13 protein-coding genes and 1 pseudogene are annotated in these 19123 nt (G+C 58.2%); 5 read left to right on the top strand and 9 right to left on the bottom strand.

Annotation, left to right across the window (positions count from 1 at the left end; genetic code table 11):
- Positions 1 to 6: 6 nt before the first annotated feature.
- Positions 7 to 3057 (top strand): efflux RND transporter permease subunit, encoded by a 3051-nt coding sequence (locus DQ393_RS14125; protein WP_112342394.1) that lies wholly within the window; start codon positions 7 to 9, stop codon positions 3055 to 3057.
- Between the two features lie 12 nt (positions 3058 to 3069).
- A complete protein-coding gene (locus DQ393_RS14120; RefSeq protein WP_245430355.1) occupies positions 3070 to 4290 on the top strand; it encodes an alpha/beta hydrolase in 1221 nt (406 codons plus the stop codon).
- Between the two features lie 159 nt (positions 4291 to 4449).
- Here DQ393_RS14120 and DQ393_RS14115 read toward each other — a convergent pair whose 3' ends face one another.
- Both DQ393_RS14115 and DQ393_RS14110 read right to left on the bottom strand, forming a co-directional pair.
- The gene (locus tag DQ393_RS14115) at positions 4450 to 4881 is read right to left on the bottom strand and encodes a DoxX family protein (RefSeq protein ID WP_162736964.1); all 432 of its coding nucleotides are present in this window, start codon (positions 4879 to 4881) and stop codon (positions 4450 to 4452) included.
- A 212-nt stretch (positions 4882 to 5093) separates the two neighbouring features.
- Positions 5094 to 6245, bottom strand: a complete 1152-nt coding sequence (locus DQ393_RS14110) for an ROK family transcriptional regulator (protein WP_112342392.1) — start codon at positions 6243 to 6245, stop codon at positions 5094 to 5096.
- Between the two features lie 255 nt (positions 6246 to 6500).
- Here DQ393_RS14110 and DQ393_RS14100 point away from each other — a divergent pair.
- A pseudogene (locus DQ393_RS14100) lies at positions 6501 to 7530 on the top strand (AraC family transcriptional regulator).
- Positions 7531 to 7578: 48 nt separating this feature from the next.
- On the opposite strand, the gene DQ393_RS14095 reads toward DQ393_RS14100, so the two are convergent.
- From DQ393_RS14095 to DQ393_RS14070, 5 genes are all read right to left on the bottom strand, one after another.
- The gene (locus DQ393_RS14095) at positions 7579 to 9900 is read right to left on the bottom strand and encodes a putative bifunctional diguanylate cyclase/phosphodiesterase (protein WP_245430354.1); all 2322 of its coding nucleotides are present in this window, start codon (positions 9898 to 9900) and stop codon (positions 7579 to 7581) included.
- 62 nt (positions 9901 to 9962) lie between these two features.
- Positions 9963 to 10424 (bottom strand): hypothetical protein, encoded by a 462-nt coding sequence (locus DQ393_RS14090; protein ID WP_112342390.1) that lies wholly within the window; start codon positions 10422 to 10424, stop codon positions 9963 to 9965.
- A 468-nt stretch (positions 10425 to 10892) separates the two neighbouring features.
- Complete coding sequence (locus DQ393_RS14085; protein ID WP_112342501.1) at positions 10893 to 11453, bottom strand: GNAT family N-acetyltransferase; 561 nt, start codon at positions 11451 to 11453, stop codon at positions 10893 to 10895.
- Positions 11454 to 11474: 21 nt separating this feature from the next.
- Positions 11475 to 13832: an Orn/Lys/Arg decarboxylase N-terminal domain-containing protein gene (locus DQ393_RS14080; RefSeq protein ID WP_112342389.1), complete on the bottom strand. Its 2358-nt coding sequence runs from the start codon at positions 13830 to 13832 to the stop codon at positions 11475 to 11477.
- Between the two features lie 717 nt (positions 13833 to 14549).
- On the bottom strand, positions 14550 to 15422 hold the full coding sequence (locus DQ393_RS14070; RefSeq protein WP_112342387.1) for an IclR family transcriptional regulator: 873 nt from the start codon (positions 15420 to 15422) through the stop codon (positions 14550 to 14552).
- A 257-nt stretch (positions 15423 to 15679) separates the two neighbouring features.
- On the opposite strand from DQ393_RS14070, the gene DQ393_RS14065 reads away from it, so the two are divergent.
- Together DQ393_RS14065 and DQ393_RS14060 are read left to right on the top strand one after the other, a co-directional pair.
- Positions 15680 to 16114, top strand: a complete 435-nt coding sequence (locus tag DQ393_RS14065) for a VOC family protein (RefSeq protein WP_112342386.1) — start codon at positions 15680 to 15682, stop codon at positions 16112 to 16114.
- A gap of 3 nt (positions 16115 to 16117) precedes the next feature.
- On the top strand, positions 16118 to 16561 hold the full coding sequence (locus DQ393_RS14060) for a VOC family protein (RefSeq protein ID WP_112342385.1): 444 nt from the start codon (positions 16118 to 16120) through the stop codon (positions 16559 to 16561).
- A gap of 180 nt (positions 16562 to 16741) precedes the next feature.
- Here DQ393_RS14060 and DQ393_RS14055 read toward each other — a convergent pair whose 3' ends face one another.
- Both DQ393_RS14055 and DQ393_RS14050 read right to left on the bottom strand, forming a co-directional pair.
- Positions 16742 to 17989 (bottom strand): ABC transporter substrate-binding protein, encoded by a 1248-nt coding sequence (locus DQ393_RS14055; protein WP_112342384.1) that lies wholly within the window; start codon positions 17987 to 17989, stop codon positions 16742 to 16744.
- Between the two features lie 27 nt (positions 17990 to 18016).
- A complete protein-coding gene (locus DQ393_RS14050; protein WP_112342383.1) occupies positions 18017 to 19120 on the bottom strand; it encodes an ABC transporter ATP-binding protein in 1104 nt (367 codons plus the stop codon).
- Positions 19121 to 19123: the final 3 nt, after the last annotated feature.

The following is a 19123-nucleotide window of genomic DNA, read 5'->3' as shown; positions in this document are numbered from 1 at the left end:
CACCCCGTGAAAAAATTCAACCTGTCCGACTGGGCGCTCGAACATCGTTCGCTCGTCTGGTACTTCATGATCGTCTTCATTCTGGCCGGCGCGTTTTCCTATATCGGGCTCGGCCGCGAGGAAGATCCCGCCTTCACCATCAAGACGATGATCATTCAGGCGCAATGGCCTGGCGCATCGGCCGAGGAAGTCACCAAGCAGGTCACCGACCGGATCGAAAAGAAGCTCGAGGAGCTGGATTCGCTCGATTATACGAAGAGTGAGACGGTTGCCGGCCAGACGACCATTTTCGTCGAGCTTCTGCCGACGACCAAGGCCAAGGATGTCAATGCCATCTGGATGCGGGTCCGCAACCTGGTCGGCGACATCAAGGGAGATTTCCCAAGCGGCGTCGTCGGGCCATTTTTCAACGATAACTTCGGCGACGTCTATGGCAATATCTACGCCTTCACCAGCGATGGGCTGACGCAGCGCCAGCTTCGCGATCTGGTCGAGGATGCGCGGGCAAAGGTGCTGACCGTTCCCAATATCGGTAAGGTGGATATTATCGGTGCGCAGGATGAGGCCATCTATCTCGAATTTTCCACCCGGAAGATCGCCGCTCTCGGGCTCAACCAGCAATCCGTCATCGATACGCTGCAGGCGCAGAACGCCGTCACCCAGTCCGGTTTCGTCGATGCCGGCCCAGAGCGCATCGCCTTGCGGGTCAGCGGACAGTTCACATCGGAGGAAAGCCTTCGGTCGATCAATCTCCGTGTCAACGACCGCTTCTTTCCGTTGACTGATGTCGCGACGATCAAACGCGGTTATGTCGATCCTCCCTCGTCGCTGTTCAGGTTTAACGGGCAGCCGGCCATCGGGCTTGCCATCGGTATGAAGACCGGGGCAAACCTGCTTGAATTCGGCAAGGCGCTTGACAAGGAGATCGAACAGGTCACCGCCGATCTTCCAATCGGCGTGGATGTCCAGCGCGTTTCCGATCAGCCTGCCGTCGTCGACGAGGCCGTATCGGGCTTCACGCGCGCACTGTTCGAGGCGATCGTCATCGTGCTTGCGATCAGCTTCATCAGCCTTGGCGTCCGGGCAGGGCTCGTGGTCGCCATCTCCATTCCGCTCGTGCTGGCGATTACCTTTCTCGTTATGGCATATACCGGCATTTCCATGCAGCGTATTTCGCTTGGGGCGCTGATCATCGCCCTTGGCCTTCTTGTCGACGATGCCATGATTGCGGTGGAAATGATGGTAGCCCGACTGGAAATGGGCGACGATCTGAGAAAGGCAGCGACCTACGTCTACACCTCGACCGCCTTTCCAATGTTGACGGGCACGCTCGTGACGGTCGCGGGCTTCATCCCCGTCGGCCTCAATACCAGCGCTGCTGGCGAATTCACCTTCACTCTGTTCGTAGTCATTGCCGTTTCGCTCCTGGTCTCATGGATTGTTGCGGTGTTGTTCACGCCGCTTCTGGGTGTGACGATCCTTCCGAAGACCATGAAATCTCATCACGAGCAGAAAGGGCGTTTTACACGGGCCTTCGCATGGCTCCTGCGTATGGCCCTGCGCTGGCGCTGGATTACGATCGCCGCCACCGTAATAGGCTTCGCTCTTTCCGTCGGCGGGATGAGCCTCGTGCAGCAACAGTTCTTCCCCTCTTCCGACAGACCTGAGCTGGTCGTCGACTGGAACCTGCCGCAGAACAGCTCGATTTCGGAGACGAACAAGCAGATGGCCAGGTTCGAACGCGAGATGCTGGCGAACAACAAGGACATCGATCACTGGACGAGCTATGTCGGCCAAGGGGCGCCTCGCTTCATCCTGTCCTTTGACGTGCAGACGCCCGATGTCTCGTTCGGTCAAACCGTGATCGTCACCAAGGGACTCGATGTTCGCGACAAGGTCAAAGCCGAACTGCAGGATTATCTGACGAAGACCTTCCCCGGAACCGATGCCTTCGTGAAGCTGCTCGATATCGGGCCTCCGGTCGGCAAGCCGGTGCAATATCGCGTCAGCGGGCCGGATATCCAGAAGGTAAGAGATATCTCGCAGAAATTCGCCGGTATCGTCGGTCAGCATCCTCTATTGTCCAACATGACATTCGATTGGAATGAACCCTCGCGCGTGGTCAAGGTCGATGTGCTTCAGGACAAGGCACGGCAACTGGGCGTCTCGTCGCAGGACATTGCAACGGCGCTGAACAGCATCGTCGAGGGATCCGCGGCCACGCAGATCCGGGATGACATCTATCTTGTCGATGTGATCGGCCGCGCTCAGACCTCCGAGCGAGGTTCGATCGAGACGCTGCAGAACCTGCAGCTCGGCGGTTCCAATGGCAAGTCCGTGCCGTTGTCCGCAGTTGCGAATTTCCACTATGAATTGGAGCAGCCAACGATTTGGCGGCGCACCCGCATACCGACCATCACCATCAAGGCTGCGGTCGTCGGACCAACGCAGCCGGCGACGATCGTCAACGAATTGAAGCCGAAAGTCGACGAGTTCCGCAAGGCCCTTCCAACCGGATACCACATCGTTGACGGCGGTTCGGTCGAGGAAAGCGCGAAAGCGCAGGGGCCGATCGTCGCCGTCGCACCGCTGATGCTGTTCATCATGGCGACGATCCTGATGATCCAGCTGCAGAGCTTCAACAGGCTCTTTCTGGTCTTCGCCGTCGCACCGTTGGCTTTGATCGGCGTCGTCGCGGCCTTGTTGCTCAGCAATGCGCCGCTGGGATTCGTTGCGATCCTTGGCGTACTTGCTCTGATCGGCATTCTGATCCGTAACTCGGTGATCCTCATCGTGCAGATCGAGCACCTTCGAAGCGAGGGCGTGCCACCTTGGCAGGCCGTCATCGAGGCGACGGAGCACCGGATGCGGCCCATCATGCTGACGGCGGCAGCCGCAACGCTCGCGCTGATCCCGATCTCCAGGGAAATATTCTGGGGACCGATGGCCTATGCGATGATGGGCGGCATTGTCGTCGGTACGGTTCTGACGCTGCTCTTCCTCCCCGCCTTGTATGTTGCCTGGTTCCGAATTCCCCGCGACAGCGCGCAGCACTGAAGAGGGGATCCGATGTTGACGGTTGGAAGAACGGGCTTTGCCGTGCTGATGACCCTGTCGGCATTGGCGGGGTGTGCGGGGCGGTTGGAGAATGTTCTCCAGCCGCTTGCGGCGGCAACGCCGGGCACAAGCACCGTTGATATCATGGCAGCCACCACTCGCCGGCCGACCGACAAACCGGGCGAACTCTATTCCGGCGAGCGCGGAACGGCGATATCCTTCAACGATATCGTCGTTTCCATTCCTCCGGATCGAAACCGCAAAATCGGCGAGGTACAATGGCCATCGCATGTGCCGGCCAATCCCGCAAAGGAATTCGCGGTTATGAAGGTCGGGAGGGTGGCATCCGAACGCGACGTTCTTGAATGGTTCAGCAAGAACCGCAACGCCAAGCGGCAGGTCGTCATTTTCGTGCACGGCTTCAACAACACCTATTCCGACGCCGTCTTTCGTTTCGCTCAGATCATGCATGATTCCGGAACGGATGCCGCGCCGATCCTCTTCACGTGGCCCTCTCGCGGCAACGTCTTCGACTATCTCTATGACAAGGAGAGCACGAATTTCTCACGGCGAGCACTGGAGGATCTGATCCTGCAAGCCGCCAAAAGTCTGGATGTCGGGGAGGTGACGATCCTCGCCCACTCTATGGGATCCTGGCTGACGGTGGAGGCGTTGCGTGGCGTCGCCATGCGCAACAAGACGATTCCGGCGAAGGTGAAGAATGTCATCCTGGCATCGCCCGACATCGATATCGACGTGTTCCGCCGGCAGATGATCGAGATGGGGGCGCAACGCCCGCATTTCACGATCTTTTCCTCGACCAAGGACAAAGCCCTGCAGGTTTCGCGATGGCTGTCCGGCGGCGTCAATCGTGTCGGCGGCTTTGACTCGACGCCCTATGCCGCGGATCTAGCGAAGCTCGGGATCACGGTCATCGATACAAGTTCCGTCAAGCCGGACGATGCGCTCGGTCATAATGCGTTTGCGGACAATCGCGACATGGTCCAGTTGCTTGGACGGCGGCTGGCGGGGCAGTCGCTGGATACCGGGCAAGTCTCGCTTGCGGACCGCGTGGGGATGGCGGCCGTTCGAACGGCAGACCTCGCGGGATCGGCAGCGAAAGTCGCAGTCGCAGCCCCCATGTCGATTATCAGCGATGATGCAAGGCAAGTGCTGAAACAGCAATTTTCCTCGGGACCGTCGCCTATCGTCGATGGGCGGATTTCCTACTGAACTGGATTATTCATTTTAGATCCGATCATCCGTCACACCACGGGCCAAGGGCGTTCGAGTGTGATGGCAAGACCACCGGCACGGCAGCCGGAAAAAGCGGCTCGATGATTGGAGCCGCTTCGCAAACCCGCATGCTTTTCACCATCAGCACGGAGGATATTACTCGGCTTTTCGGGCCGGCCGGCCCACCGGGGCGACAAGCACGCTGCCCGGTCCATGCACGGCGGCGAAGAGCAGGCCAGCCACGAACGTAAAGTGATCGACGAAAAAGCCGAATTCGGCCTGGTTACCTGCCCAGTGCGACGGCCCGTGGAATGAGAAGCCAAGGAAGATGACATAGATGGCTGCGATGATCGCCGCCGGGGTGAAGAAGGCTCCGCTGAGGAAGGCTATGACCAGCAGTGCCTCGAGGGCCGCCGCACACCAGGCCAGGAACAGCGGCAACGGAAAGCCGGCGGCTGCGATGTAGCCTGCGGTCGCGCCCATGTCCATGAACTTGAATGATACAGCCATCAGGAAGACGGACGCGAAGATCAGGCGGGCGATGAGAATGGCGGCGGTCTGCCAGGTCGATTGAGTATTTTCCACGATATTCCTCCGGTTTGAAATTGGTTGATGCCCCAAGGACGGTCGATGGAGGGACATACCGACAGAGGTCGGAAATTTTTCGGGCTATGTGTCGTTGGAGGCGTCCCGCTTCATGAGCGCCGGTAATCGAGTGAGATCGGGTCGCGCACCTGGGACATTGCGCATTCGGATGGACCGTTTTGAATACACTGCGATGTCGCCGCAAGCGGAGGCCGTCACAACACAGTCTCGAACAGGGGAACCAATGCCGCGCCGATGGCACCGGGGGAATCGGTCATCTCCGCTACGGTCAGCTTAGGCATGTCCCGCAATGCGCCATGGCGAGGCAGATTGTTGATCTCGGTCCGTTCGATCATCATTCTTGCCAGCCGATGCGGAAGCTCGCCGCCGAGCACGATCAAGGCGGGGTCGAATACCGCACAGATCGCGTTGATGGCGCGATTATGCGCCGGCATCACGCGATCGACCCATTCGGCGACATCATTCGAATTCAGCAGTTCTTCGCGTTTGAGATCCCGCAACGTCAGATCCGCGTATCCTTTGGCGCGAAGGTGTTCCAGCAGGACACCAAGTGCCGGGCGGTCGCCGTAGTCTTGACGCTCGAAGAGAACCGAAAATTCGCCGGCATTGCCGAAACTGCCGCGAAACGGCATGCCTCCGGAAACCAGACCGCCGCCATAACCATGAAGATGCGCGATATAGGCGAAGTCCGGAGCATCGCGGCCGACGCCAAAGATCGCCTCCGCCAGGGCCGCGGTCCTGGCAACATTATCGGCCCAGACCGGCAAGCCAAGCTGCTTGCCGACAATCGGCGCCAGGTCGATCAATGACCAGTGCGCCAGCGGCAGCGGACAATTGAAGGCTGTTTCCAGCATGCGGTGGCCGGAGACTGCCAAGCCGATACCGAGGATATCGCTGCGCTTGGCGTGTTGGCGAATAAGAAGGTCTTCGAGCGCGGCTTCGATCCGGTCCAATTCAGCCGGAAGCGAGGACCCTGCCTGTGGAATTTCCACGTTTTCCAAAGGCTCTCCGAAACCCATGAGGCAAAGGCCGATTGAGCCGACATTCACTGAGATTCCGAGTGTCAAGCACCAGTCTCTGCACAGCGTCAGTCCAGGGCTTGGCGGTCCGGGACGACGGGCTTCCGATGCGGAAAAGGCAATCATGCCTCGATCATGCAGCCGCCCGACAATTCGATGCAGGGACTGTTGAGTGAGGTCGAGCGGCTCGGTCAGATCGGAACGCTCGATACCGGGAGCCTTCCAGATCAGCCGCAGCAGATCCCGTTCGTTGCGGGAAGCCACGCGTGGAGGTTGAAGATCCCGCAAGAAATGGACGGCGACATGGTCTAGCGGATTATACTTCATTTTTTGACCATTTTAATTTACACTATAAGTGTGAATCTTTTAAAGGCGCTTGTTTTTGTCAAGCTGAGAAACCCGATCCCCGATCTGCCGGTCCTGCTTACTTCATCAAGATCGGCCCGGCCAGCGGAGATCGCGCCAATCCCGTCCCGGTAAAAGGGGCGGTATCGGAGCATTCGGGGCATCATATCGGCGTTGCGACATCCCAGGCGAGATGCGCGAATGATGAGTAGGTAAGGGGGGTAAGAGCCAAGCTGCATGGTATCGTTGAGCCTCGACAATGTTGCGCGCTCCTATGGCGCGTTATCTTTTGATTTCACGCCGACGCATAAGGGCAGTGATTTCGAGTCGATGGTCGAGGCGTTTTCAGGAGCCTATGGCGTCTTTGACGCCAAGCCATTGGGCAAGGACCGGGCTTTTACCTGGGCGGCGGATCTCAGAAGAAGCGGGTCCCTTACAGCGGTCCATTCGGCATATGAAAGTCCATGGGAAGTCCGGACGCTCGATGAAACCCCGCAACATCTTGGGCTTTATATCCCCCGCGCAGGTTCGTTGCGGCTGAGCATTGGAAGAAGGGTCGCCGAAGGTGGCGCCGGGCATATTCTCATGGCGAACAACCATGAGGCTCGCGATCGCTTGCTTCTGGGCGAGCCGATTAGCCTGGACGCTCTCTTGCTGGACTGGAAAGTCGTCAAGCGAATGCTGGCTTCACTTCTGGAAACGCCGATCCTCGATTCGTTGGATCTGGAACCCGTTCTCGATCTTGCAACACCCGCCGGCCAGCTCATCGGCAACCTGGCACAAACGATCATCCAGGGCATGCGCAATGATGGGCCGCTCTTATCCTCCCCACTTGCCGTGTCGGCGATGAGCGAAACGCTTGCCGATCTTCATCAGATTTGGCCAGCATCGTCTTTCCTGCCATCTGAGCAAGGAGAAGGTGTCGATGATCGCGCCGTGGCATGTGCGCCGTGCCATAGACTATATGCACGCCAATATTACCGAGCCCTTCACCATGTCGATGGTGGCGGACGATGTCGGCGTTTCGCTTCGTGCCCTGCAGATGGGGTTCAAAGCATTCAGAAAAACGTCGCCGGGTGCCTATCTGCGCACAATCAGGCTGAAAGCTGCGCGCGATCAATTGCGAGATCCGTTGAATCGGCAATCCGTTCGCGAAGTCTGCGCGACATGGGGTTTCTTTCATCCGGGCAGGTTCTCCATTATCTATCGCAGCATGTTCGGAGAGAGCCCAAGCGACACGCGCGCGAATGCGGTGGGGCTGCGTTGATAGCCATACCATCCGCGGGACGGTTATCGTTCCCTATTGGCGGAAAGGCTAGACGTCCGAGAGGATTCTCGTGGCTGCTACAGCCGCGTTAAGGGCCATGACTGCATCGGCATCGGTCCGGCTCGGTTCCGGGTGACCAAAGAAATAGCCCTGAACCTCGCTGCATCCTTCGGTCAGAACGCATTGAAGATGCGCTTCCGTCTCCACGCCCTCGGCGACGGTCGTGACACCAAGCCGCTTGCCGAGATCGGCAATCGCCCGGACGACAGCAGCAGATTCCGGGCGCTTCACGGCATCCCTCACGAACGAACCATCGATCTTGATCTTGTCGAAGGGGAAGGCTCGCAGATGCGTGAGGGACGAGTAACCGGTTCCAAAATCGTCCAGTGCCACACGAACCCCCAGGTCGTGTATACGGCGCAGATCTCCAATGCCCCCTTGCTCGTCATCGAAGATCGCAGTTTCCGTCACCTCAATTTCGAGCCGTTCCGGCGAAAGGCCGGAAGATGCCAGCGCCGACAACACCGTGGAGACGATCGTGCCCTTGCCGAGTTGGCAGGCCGATACATTGACGGCCACGCGCGCGCCATCCTCCCATTGGACGGCATCCCGACATGCTGTCCTCAGGACGAACTCGCCAAGCTGCTCGATCAATCCGTTCTGCTCTGCGACTGGAATGAATTCCGCAGGTGAGATCCACCCCCTTTGCGGGTGATGCCAGCGGATCAATGCTTCGCGTGCCGTGACCTTGTTGCTGTCGATATCGACGATCGGCTGATAGAAGACGAACAATCCCCGGCCGTCCCGCAAGGACGCGCGTAATGTCGTTTGAAGCTGAATGCTTTCCTGGATTCGATTTTCCATCTCTTCGGAAAACACCTTATACGCGCCCTTGCCGGCGGCCTTTGCCGCATAGAGGGCGATGTCGGCCCGAGCGAGCAAAGCTTCTCCCGTTTCTCCATGCATTGGCGCGTGCACGATGCCGATCGATGCGCCGATTTGAACCTGATTTGCTTGGTCGAGATCGAACGGCATGGAGAGGGCATCGATGATCCGGCCGGCCAGCCGCGCCACCCCCAAGGGGTCGGCATATGGAACCAGAACGGCAAATTCATCGCCGCCGAGCCGGCCGATCGTCATGGCGGGGGCTGCGCAAATGGCGCGCAGTCGATCGGCGACCGCTTTCAGCAGGGCATCGCCGATGCGATGGCCTTTGGTATCGTTGACCAGCTTGAAGCCGTCTAGGTCTATGAATAGCAGCGAAGACCCATGGTCCACCGCGCCGAGGCCCGCGTCAAATTGCGCATTGAACGTTGTACGGTTTGCGAGTCCCGTCAGCGTGTCGTAATGCGCGAGCTGGCGTATACGTCCCTCTGCCTCCACTTCCTTGGTGACGATCGCCCAGCTGAGCATCGGCCCCAGAAAGCTTCCGTCATCGGCGGTGATTGCCGAAATCCTGAGGTCGAGCACTTCCGGCCCGAGCTTGATGCGGGCATTATGAGGCAGATTTGCCGGATCTGCGAGAATGCGGCGTTGATGCTCCGGATTCCTATGGAAGACATCGATCGAGGTGCCAAGCAGTTCGTCTGCCTTTATCGGCAGCAGATGCTCGATCTTGCGTATGAGGTGTTTGGAGGTCTCGTTGGCGTAGTTGATGATCAGCGTTTCGGGCTCAACCGTCATCACGGCGACAGGCATGTCATCGATCATCCGCAGCAAACGGCTTTGCGCTTCCTCGCGTCGACGCGCTTCCGTCTGCGTATTCACCATGCGCGCAAAATCGCGATAATTGATGTTGAGGATGACGAGCATGCCAATCGATACCAACGCGATGTTGATCGCGGTCGCAATGAAGGTTGGCTGTCCGGTCGCACAGAAGAAGATGATGAAGGCGCCATTGACGATTGCAGTCACGGTTATGGCTGCCGAGCGAAGATGCATTAGGCTGAAGATGCAGGAAATCACCGTGATGGCCATGTAAAAGGCCAAATGCGAACGGGTATATGCATCGCCGTAGGGAAAGAGCAGGAACGACCAGGCGGTAAAGGTAAGGGCAATTGCGAAAGCAAGGCGATTGGTCCGTCTCAGAGCATGCAACGCCACCTCCGGCGTTGGATCCATGTGACGCGACCGCCACCAATGGCGGACGCGGAATATGGATGCCAATGTAAGGACAACAGGAGCTCCAATCGTGAGCCAAGCCGGGGCAATCATCATGTGCGTCGCGGCAACCGCCCAGGTGCTCGACATCAGGATGAAGTACATCATCGGCATCTGGCGCGAGAAAGCGCGGTATTGTGCTTTCAACAGCTCGGGATTGTCGACCGGTACCGCCATAAATCGCCGAACGCTGTCGAACATCTGCCACATGGAGGCCTTTCCATGTATTCCAAATGGTCCATGTGCCATCTCGCTTGGGCGTTGTGCGACAGTCATGAATGCAACAATTTACTGATTGATAGGGCCACGCGACCGCAGGCGGTCGCGAAGAACCACCCGAAGATAAGCGTCAACCATCCAGGATTGAGTTGCGCAAGCGATTCCCCGAATTCTTGGGTTCCAGCGTTCAGGCAGTAGGAGACGGTAGCCAAACTTATCACGACCCAAACAATCCATGACAGATTGAACATGAACTCGATTTTATTGCGCTGTTCTGCCCGCTGTTGCAAAAGAACAAAGCTGATTACGGGGATGCTTGCGCCCATCAAGACGAAGGGTGTCCATGAGGGGGAGAATGCATGTGGAAAGCCAGCCATCAATAAAGCGGCGGCGGCAATCGGCCCAAGAAATAGGAGGGCCGCGCTCAATGGCGATGCAGACAGATTGCTTGTCAAGCTATTCGAGTCATCAACTTCCGATAGCAATACTTCCGTATTCTTATCTGCGCTCTTCAATTGCTTCCCCGATGATTGTGAATGCTTGTTGTTACGTGATCGTCCCTTCGGATAGTTTTAGAGTGGTTGCGAAATGTTAATGATCTGTTGGTGTTTCCCGAACCGATGGCGTGGCGTCGTCACACGGTTGGATTGTTGCGTTACTTGGATATCTATTTCGTAAAATGCAGGTTTAAGCCGGCGCTATGTTCACGTCCTCTGATGGACCCGATGCCGAAATTCTCGATGGTGACGGCTTCAATTTTGGGCGGCATTTGCGAAAGCCGGCGCAATAGGGCGCAGGTTGCCCGCAATCGCGTCCGGGCCGAGGCCAGGAAAGCGTGTCCCTTGCCGCCTCGTTGGCCTGCAAAGGCGGAGTAAGGATCAAGCGATCGATGTTCTCCCTCCGCTTTCGTGTCATGCCAAGAGACGTCCACCGCCGCGCCTGGCGAATGCACCAACCATGCTTGGGCATCGATTCCACTGGTTTCAGCGGGTGGAGAGGGCCGGCGGTGGCGGTGGGGTGGTCGAGCCGGAGGCGAGTGAGCGCTGAACCATGACCGTGTCGGCCCAGCGGCCGTAGCGATAGGCAACCGCCGGCAGCAGGCCGACGCGAACGAAGCCGAAGCGTTCGTGCAAGGCCAGCGAAGCGACATTGTCTGCGTCGATATAGCCGATCATCTGCCGGAAGCCGGCCGCAGCGCAGGCGTCCATCAGCCCGCGCATGAGCAGGCTCCCGACGCCCTGGCCGACATGGTCGTGATGCACATAGATCGAATGCTTGACGGTGTAGCGATAGGCCGGGCGCTTGCGGAACAGCACAACATAGGCATAGCCGACGACCTTCTCACCTTCGATCGCAACGACATGCGGGAAGCGGCGGTCCTTCAAATTCTTGCGCCGTTCGCGCAGATCGTCCGGTTGCGGCGTGTCGCTATCATCAACCCCAGCCTCGACGCCACGGTGAATATGGCGGCGATAGATCGCCAACATCGCATCCACGTCGCTCTCCCGGGATGGGCGAACGACGATTGTTTTATCCTGCTTCATGACCAATCCGAACTTTCGAGCCTATTCCGCGACGACGTAGGTATAGAGTCGGATTTTGCCGGATGCGTCGATCTCGCGATAGAGCCCCTGGATCTCCACCTCGAAGCCGGGGAAGGTGTTGAAGCAGGTCTCGAACATCTTGAGATAGTCGATCATCGGCTTTGCCTGCTCCGTCAGGCGCTCGCCGGGCACGATGGTCGCGATCCCCGGCGGGTAGACGACGAAGGGTGTCGTTGCGATGCGGCCGGCAATGGCGTCGATCGGCAGATAGTCCACATCGTTGCGCACCAGGCAGCGTGCGGCATCATGCGGCGACATGGCCATCGGCGGCAGGTGGTCGGCGGAAAACTGCTTCGTCTGGAGCGCGCTGACATCGGCCTGGCGGAAGAAGTTGTGCATGTCCCTGCACAGATCGCGAAGCCGCACGCCTGCATAACGGCCCGGACGGCGCCGGTAGAATTCCGGGATAGCTTCCTCCAGCAAAGCATTGTCGTCATGGAGTTTCTTGAAGGCGACGAGGCCGCTGATCAAAGTGCCTGCCTTGCTGGCCTCCACACCGGGCGTGAGCAGGAACAGCAGCGAATTGAGGTCGTTCTTTTCCGCAACGATGCGGTTTTCGCGCAGATATTGCGCGACCACGGGCGCCGGTATGCCGTGCTCGGTGTATTTTCCGCTCGCCCGGTCGAAGCCGGGGGTGAGCAGGGTGAGCTTGTTCGGATCGGTCATGGCAAAGCCCGGCTCCATCGCCGAAAAACCGTGCCATGCCGCGCCCGGCGTCAGATGCCAAAAGGCTGCATTGGTGGCAAGCTGGTCCGTGGCAATACTCTCCCACGCTACGTCATGCACCGCGCCTGGGCTGGAGACATCCGGGATCGCCACCCGGTCCGGCACGAAGGGCTCGAAGAACCAGCGGCGCTCCGGACGATGTTCCTTCTCCTCGAATTCGCGGCGCACGGCGCGGATCTTCTTGCGCAATTCGATGCCGAGGCGGATCGTGTCGTCCCAGAGCACTTCGCCCGAGCGGCCCTTCATCATCTGCGCGCCGACATCGAGAGAGGCAAACAGCGGATAGAAGGGCGAGGTCGAGGCGTGCTGCATGAAGCTTTCGTTGAAGCGCCGGTGCTCCACGCGGCGCTTCTGGCCGGTGATGTGCCTATCCTTCATGTGAATCTGCGAGGCCTGCGAGAAGCTGGCGAGCTGCTTATGGGTCGATTGCGTGGCGATGATACCGGGCGCATCCGGGCCGAGGTCCGAAAGACCCATGGCAAAGCGCCCGGCATAAAGCGGATGAAACTTCATGAAGCCCGCCCATGCCTCGTCGAAGAGGATGTAATCGCACAGGTGGCCGATGCGCTTGAGGATCATCTCGGCATTGTGGATGGTGCCGTCATAGGTGCATTGCTCCACGACAGCGACGCGGAACGGGCGCGGCTTCTTGTAAGCCTCCGGATCTTTCACCAATGGATGCGTGCGGATGCGCTCGCGCAGCGCGTCCTCGTCCATTTCAGCGAAATCCATGGGGCCGATCAGCCCATAAAGATTGCGTCTGGTCGGCAGATAGACCGGAATGCCGCCCGAGATCATCAGGGCGCCGTGATGGGCGGCCTTATGATTGTTGCGATCGAACAGCACGAGATCGCCATCGGTGACGAGGGCTGACAGAGCAACCTTGTTGGAGGTGGAGGTGCCGTTCAGCACGAAATAGGTCTTCTCGGCGCCGAAGATCTTGGCCGCTTCCTTTTGCGCGGCGAGAGCCGGTCCCTCGTGGGTCAGAAGGTCGCCGAGGTCGAGCACGGAATTGTCGAGGTCGTCGCGAAACACCGCTTCGCCCAGATGCTCCATGAAGACACGGCCGATGGGGCTGCGGCTGTAGAAGATGCCGCCATTGTGGCCCGGGCAGGTCCAGAGATGGTTGCCCTCCTCGGCATAATCGACCAGCGCACCGAAAAACGGCGTCTTCAGCGTTTCGGCATATTGCTTGAGCCGGCTGATGAGGCTCTTGGCGATGAAGGCGGGCGTCTCTTCGGACAGGAAGACATAGCCGTCGATGAAATCGAGGACCTCGACCGGCACATCCTCGAAGCGCTTGCGGCGGATCAGCAGGATGATCGGGAATTCGAGGCCGCGCCGGCGCATGAGGTTGATGAGGGCGGCCGTCTTGCCTTCCAGGCCTTTCTTGCCCCAGTCGACCAGCATGCAGCCGATCGCTGCGTCCGTCTGCACGGCGATCTCCGCATCTTCGAGATTGCGCGCGCGCACCACTTCGAAGCCGGAGCGTTCTATCTCCTCGACGATCTGGTTGTAGCGGGCACCCTCCAGATCCTCATTGTCAAAGGTGGGCGTTGCGAACAGAAAGTTGAAGCGTCTGAAATAATCCATCTGGGTACCCGCTTTTGATCCGGCACGAGGTGTCGACGTATTTCATGACATGGATGTGACAAAATATCGAATGTCCGAAACATGCAAACAGAATGGCATTTCTGCCATTCATGTCGTCTCCCTGTGGATTTTACTTTTTCATTGCAATCCGGAAAATGTCGTGTGTCCGTTAGGTTTAGGCGCTAAATCCGGATTAAGCGCATCGATGAAATCGAAAAGTCACTCGGCGCCGATCAAAACCAGACACGGCGACGCGATCTTATGAAGCGGTATGTTAGCGTGGGCCGGGTCTCTGGCGACTTTCTCTATACAAATCATCAGGTCCGCTGCTTTGCCGACATCTCGCCCAGCCGTTCTGGCAAGTATATCCCTTGCCAAAGCCACCTGATCACCTCTTCGGCTGTTCTCCCATTGGGCCAGGGTCGAATGGCCGGTCAGTCGACCGGCTGAAACAGAAGTCGCGATGAATGCCGATAGCCCCAGGATGAGCAACATGCGTCTTTTCACGTGATTTCCTCTGCATGCCCGATCTTAGCCTATGACGTCGAATTGCTATGACAACGGCACAAGATGTCAATGATGTGCAGCCGCATTCACCTGTCGGGACCCCGCATCTCTGCCGCCCGTTCCGCAATCACTTCGCTCCTCCCATTTGAAGGCATCAAGGAAGAACCGCAGATCGAAATTTCAGCTTGCCGTTTCAATCGAAATCAGTAGCTATCGCTGCTTCGGCTTTGCCGCCATTCCTTGATTTGTTCGCTTGATTGCGGGCTTCTCAGCAGCCAGATGCGCTGACGGCATCTCGGGTGTTGCCGATCGGATATCGTTGGTGATCGATTGTGCTGCTGCGATCACGGCTTGCCTGATCTCTGCCACGCGCTTCTCGTCGACGCCCGTGACGAAAGGAACGCTGACGGCTGCAATGACCGTGTCCTGGTGATCCCTTACGGGGGCCGCGATTGCATGGACGCCGGACATCTGCTCGCCCATGTCCCGCGCCCAATTCTGCTTGCGGATCAGCGCAAGCTCTTCGAGCATTTTGTTTGGGTCCGTAATCGTCTGGTTGGTAAAGCGCTCCAGCTTCGTCAGGCGCCGCTCAATGTCCTCCTGCAAGGAGAAGGCAAGCAGGATCTTGCCGGCGGCACCCGCATGAAACGGCAGCCGCTGGCCTGCCGTTGCCGAGAGCGCATATTGGCCATGGCCCTGCGCCGAGGCAACAACCAGGATATTGTCACCTGAGGGCACCGTCAGCTTGCTGCCTTCGCCAAGAAGTTCGGAAATCCTGTTCAGATGCGGCTGCGCGATCGCCAGGAGATCGTAACTTGCAACGGTGGGAGCGACATGGGCTGCAAGTGTGAGAAGGCGCCTGCCGAGCGTATAGCTTCCCGCTGGTGAGCGATGCACGAAGTCATGGGCGCTCAGCGTATTCAGCATGCGGTAGACGGTGGTGCGCGACAGCTTCACTGCCTTGACGACATCCCGGATCGTCGCGCCCTCAGGCGTGCGCTCCAGCAACGCGAACACCTCCACCATCTGTTCGATGACGGGGATACGATACTTTTGCGCGGCGTCTTCACTAATGTCTGTCATAGAAATCCTGCCAAGCCTACCAGGCAATACCCAGCCTTCCTTATGCAATCCGTGGAGTTCACGCAATCGCGGCTCCCTTCCATTGACTCCGACATGAGAATGCCGGTAAATTCTTAGATGAACTTATATCAGTTCAAATAAGAAACGTCATGTCGATTTAATCGCGGCACAGCGTTTCGAAAAAGACGCCGGATCGGAGGTTTGGCGAGTGGCTGCGCCGGCACGCGCGGCGAAACGGAATTACGGAGGAGGATGCAATGAAGAGTGTGAAATCGATCGGACATGTGGCTGTCAGCGTAAAGGACATCGACCGCTCGCTTGACTTCTATGTCAACAAGCTGGGCTTCGACGAAATGTTCCGGCTCGATCGTGACGGCCGCCTGTGGATCGTCTATCTGCGGATCACCGACACGCAGTTCATCGAATTGTTTCCGGAGGGCGTCGGCGATGGCGCACCGCCATTTGCCAATGTCGGATACAATCATCTCTGCCTCGAGGTTGAGAATATCGATGAGGCGATCGCCGATATCACCAGCCGCGGCGTCGTCCTGACGGCGGAAAAGAAGCTCGGTGTCGACAACAATTACCAGGCTTGGATCGCAGATCCGGAAGGCAACCGCATCGAGCTGATGCAGCTCGGCGCAGACGCCATGCAGACGGCCGCTATTCGCCGCATCAAGGGACTGGTCTGAGCCATGGATCTTTTCAGGCATCTCGGTCATATCGCATTGCGCGTCAATGATCTCGACAAGTCGCTGGCCTTTTACCAGAAGCTCGGCTTTCGCGAGATGACGCGTCTGCTCAATGATCAGGGCGAGGCGTGGATCGTCTATTTGAGGATCAACGACGATCAATATCTCGAGCTTTTCCCGAAGGGGATAAAGCGGCCGGAAGCCGGCCCGGACGTCATTGGCATCTTCCATATTTGCCTCACCGTTGAAGACATCGACAAGACGTTCGAAGAGCTTGCGAAGGTGGGCATTCACCCCAGTAAGCCAAGGCCGACGAAGATCGGCATCGATGGCAATCGCGGCGCATGGATCGAGGATCCCGATGGCACGCAGATCGAAGTCATGGAGATGGCGCCGGATTGCATTCAGCTCCAGGCCATCAGGAGATTGCATGATGAATCAGCCTGAACGGGCTGTTGTCTTCCTCGATAGCAGATAATTCAAAAGGGCCCGGCGGTTATCTGCCGGGTTCTCTCGTCGCGGGGTTTAGAGCGTTTCTGCTTTTCTTCGAATTGCGAAAACGCTCCAGCTTTTTGTCCCAACGCAATTCCGGACGGAAAACCGTTATGCGCTTTTCTTGGAATTACTCTAGAAGATCTGGTCATAGGCGTCCTGCATCGCCCGCACGAACTGGTCGTCCGTGCGCTTCGGATCGCTCCAATATTTGTCGGCTTCCTGCCAGATGGTGCGATACCAGTCGGCATCAGCCGTATTGAAGGGGTTGGAGACCTGCTTTGTCGGGTCTTTCAGCGTTTCCAGAACGAGCTTGTTGCAGGCATCGAGATTCGTCGTATCCGCGTCGATACGAACAGGGCTTGCGCCTTTCTTCAGGACGAATTCGGCATTCAGCTTCGGGTCGACATCGAGCTTGGCGAAGTCTTCCTGGGCCTTGGCGGTCTCGGCATTATTGGTATTGAGGAAGCCCCAGGAATCGACCGTCACGACCACGGCCTTGGTTCCGGGGATATTCATGCAGTCGAAATCCTCGCCAAGCTTCTGGTGGGCGGCCAGGAACTCACCCTTCATCCAATCGCCATGGATCTGCAACAGAGCCTTGCCGGTGATGACCAGATTGGTCGTATCGTTCCACTGGCGGTTGGGCGAGCCCGGATCGGTGTGCTCGGCAATCTGGCGGAAGCGCTTCAGCGCCGCGCGCATTTCCGGCGTATCGATGACGGTGCGGTCGGGCTTTTCACCGTAGAACCGATTGTAGATATCGGGGCCTTCTTCCGATGCGATCAGTGCCTGCAGCAGATAGGCCTTCTGGAACTGATCGCCGCCCTGGGCGATCGGGATGTAGCCGGCGGCCTTGACCTTGTCGAAGGCCGCGAAGAGGTCGTCGAGCGATTTCCAGGACTTCGGATCGACGCCGGCCGCTTCGGCGACATGCTTGTTGTAATAGATCATCCCGTCGATATGCACCGTTGCCGGCGCCTTCATGATTTCCCCGTCCACGGTGATGTTCTTCAAGACGGACGGCGGGAAGTTCTTCGTGGCGCCGATGCTGTCGAACAGCTTGGTGAGCGGTACGCCGAGGCCTTGCTTGTTCAGATCCCGATAGATGCCGGGATCGGAATTCATGAAGATCGCGGGCGGGTTGCCGCCGGTGATCATGTTCATCAGGCTGACATTGGCGCCGGAGTCATGGGCGATGGACAGGTCTTTCCATTGGTGACCGTCCTTGGCCCACGCCTGCCGCAGAACGGTGAGCGCCGCGATCTCAGATGGTTTCGACCAGGTGTGATAGACCACGACCTCATCTGCCCAGGCGCTTGCGGCAAGAGTGGTCGCGGCAAGCAAGAGGGACAGCCTCTGCAGGGATTTCCATTTCGTCATGCAATATTCCTCCCTTTCTTGATCTGGTCACAGCCGCTGGCCGGTCGGAGCGTCAAAGACGTTCAGCTTGGTGAGCGGCAGATAGACGGGCAGAGCTGGCTGGCTGCGATAGCGATTTGCGTCACGCCCATCGATGCGTACGGCGATGCTCTTTCCCGACATGGTCAGGAAAGCGAAGGCGTCAGGCCCGGATTTCTCGAAATATTCAACCGGGCAGTCGAAGCGAACGGTGTTTCCCGCGTCCTGACGCTCCTCGATCAGAAGCTCTTCGGCCCGGAACCCGATCTTCACGGGTTTGCCTTCGGCAGCCTTCGCCTTCCACTTGTATTCGCCAAGCCCGATGCGGATGCCGCTCTTCTCATCCACCGCAACGAGGTCGCCGCCGTCACGACTGACGGTGCAGTCGAGCAGGTTCATGGCCGGGGAACCGACAAAATCGGCGACAAACAGATTGGCCGGCTCATTGTAGATTTCATCAGGCGTGCCGAATTGCTGAATGACCCCCTTGTTCATCACGGCAATCTTGGTCGCCATGGTCATCGCCTCGACCTGATCATGGGTCACGTAGACGACGGTATTCTTGAGCTGGTTATGGAGCTTCTTGATCTCCATGCGCATTTCGTTGCGCAGCTTGGCGTCAAGGTTGGAAAGCGGCTCGTCGAACAGGCAGACGCCATATTGCTTGACAAGCGCCCGGCCAATCGCGACACGCTGGCGCTGGCCGCCGGAAAGCTGCGAGGGCTTGCGGTCGAGAAGATGTTCGATCTGCAGCAGCTTGGATGCCCAGGCGATCCGCTTGTCCGCCTCTTCTTTCGTGATGCCGCGCGAAGACAGTCCGAAATTCATATTCCCGCGTACTGTCTTGGTCGGATAGAGCGCGTAGGACTGGAAGACCATGGCAAGGCCGCGATCCTTGGGATCGAGGTAGCTGACGTCCCGCTCATCGATGAGGATTTCACCGTCGTCGATTTCGAGCAGGCCTGCCAGAAGATTGAGAAGCGTTGTCTTGCCACAGCCGGAAGGGCCGAGCAGCACCAGAAATTCGCCGTCGCCGATGCTGAGGTTCAGGTTCTCGATGACCGTGAGAGCGCCGAATTTCTTGACGATATTGTTGAATGCGATGGAAGGCATGCC

Origin of the sequence: Martinezella tropici (genome assembly GCF_003287875.1) — a bacterium.
GTDB classification, from domain to species: domain Bacteria; phylum Pseudomonadota; class Alphaproteobacteria; order Rhizobiales; family Rhizobiaceae; genus Rhizobium; species Rhizobium tropici_C.
This window is presented reverse-complemented; position numbering and strand designations above follow the sequence as displayed.

What these genes read in the sequence shown, in the direction of transcription:
- DQ393_RS14050 (WP_112342383.1), bottom strand. Translation starts at nt 19,120, where the DNA reads ATGCCTTCCATCGCATTCAACAATATCGTCAAGAAATTCGGCGCTCTC.
- DQ393_RS14060 (WP_112342385.1), top strand. Translation starts at nt 16,118, where the DNA reads ATGGATCTTTTCAGGCATCTCGGTCATATCGCATTGCGCGTCAATGAT.
- DQ393_RS14110 (WP_112342392.1), bottom strand. Translation starts at nt 6,245, where the DNA reads ATGAAGTATAATCCGCTAGACCATGTCGCCGTCCATTTCTTGCGGGAT.
- DQ393_RS14070 (WP_112342387.1), bottom strand. Translation starts at nt 15,422, where the DNA reads ATGACAGACATTAGTGAAGACGCCGCGCAAAAGTATCGTATCCCCGTC.
- DQ393_RS14095 (WP_245430354.1), bottom strand. Translation starts at nt 9,900, where the DNA reads ATGTGGCAGATGTTCGACAGCGTTCGGCGATTTATGGCGGTACCGGTC.
- DQ393_RS14065 (WP_112342386.1), top strand. Translation starts at nt 15,680, where the DNA reads ATGAAGAGTGTGAAATCGATCGGACATGTGGCTGTCAGCGTAAAGGAC.
- DQ393_RS14080 (WP_112342389.1), bottom strand. Translation starts at nt 13,832, where the DNA reads ATGGATTATTTCAGACGCTTCAACTTTCTGTTCGCAACGCCCACCTTT.
- DQ393_RS14055 (WP_112342384.1), bottom strand. Translation starts at nt 17,989, where the DNA reads ATGACGAAATGGAAATCCCTGCAGAGGCTGTCCCTCTTGCTTGCCGCG.
- DQ393_RS14120 (WP_245430355.1), top strand. Translation starts at nt 3,070, where the DNA reads ATGTTGACGGTTGGAAGAACGGGCTTTGCCGTGCTGATGACCCTGTCG.
- DQ393_RS14085 (WP_112342501.1), bottom strand. Translation starts at nt 11,453, where the DNA reads ATGAAGCAGGATAAAACAATCGTCGTTCGCCCATCCCGGGAGAGCGAC.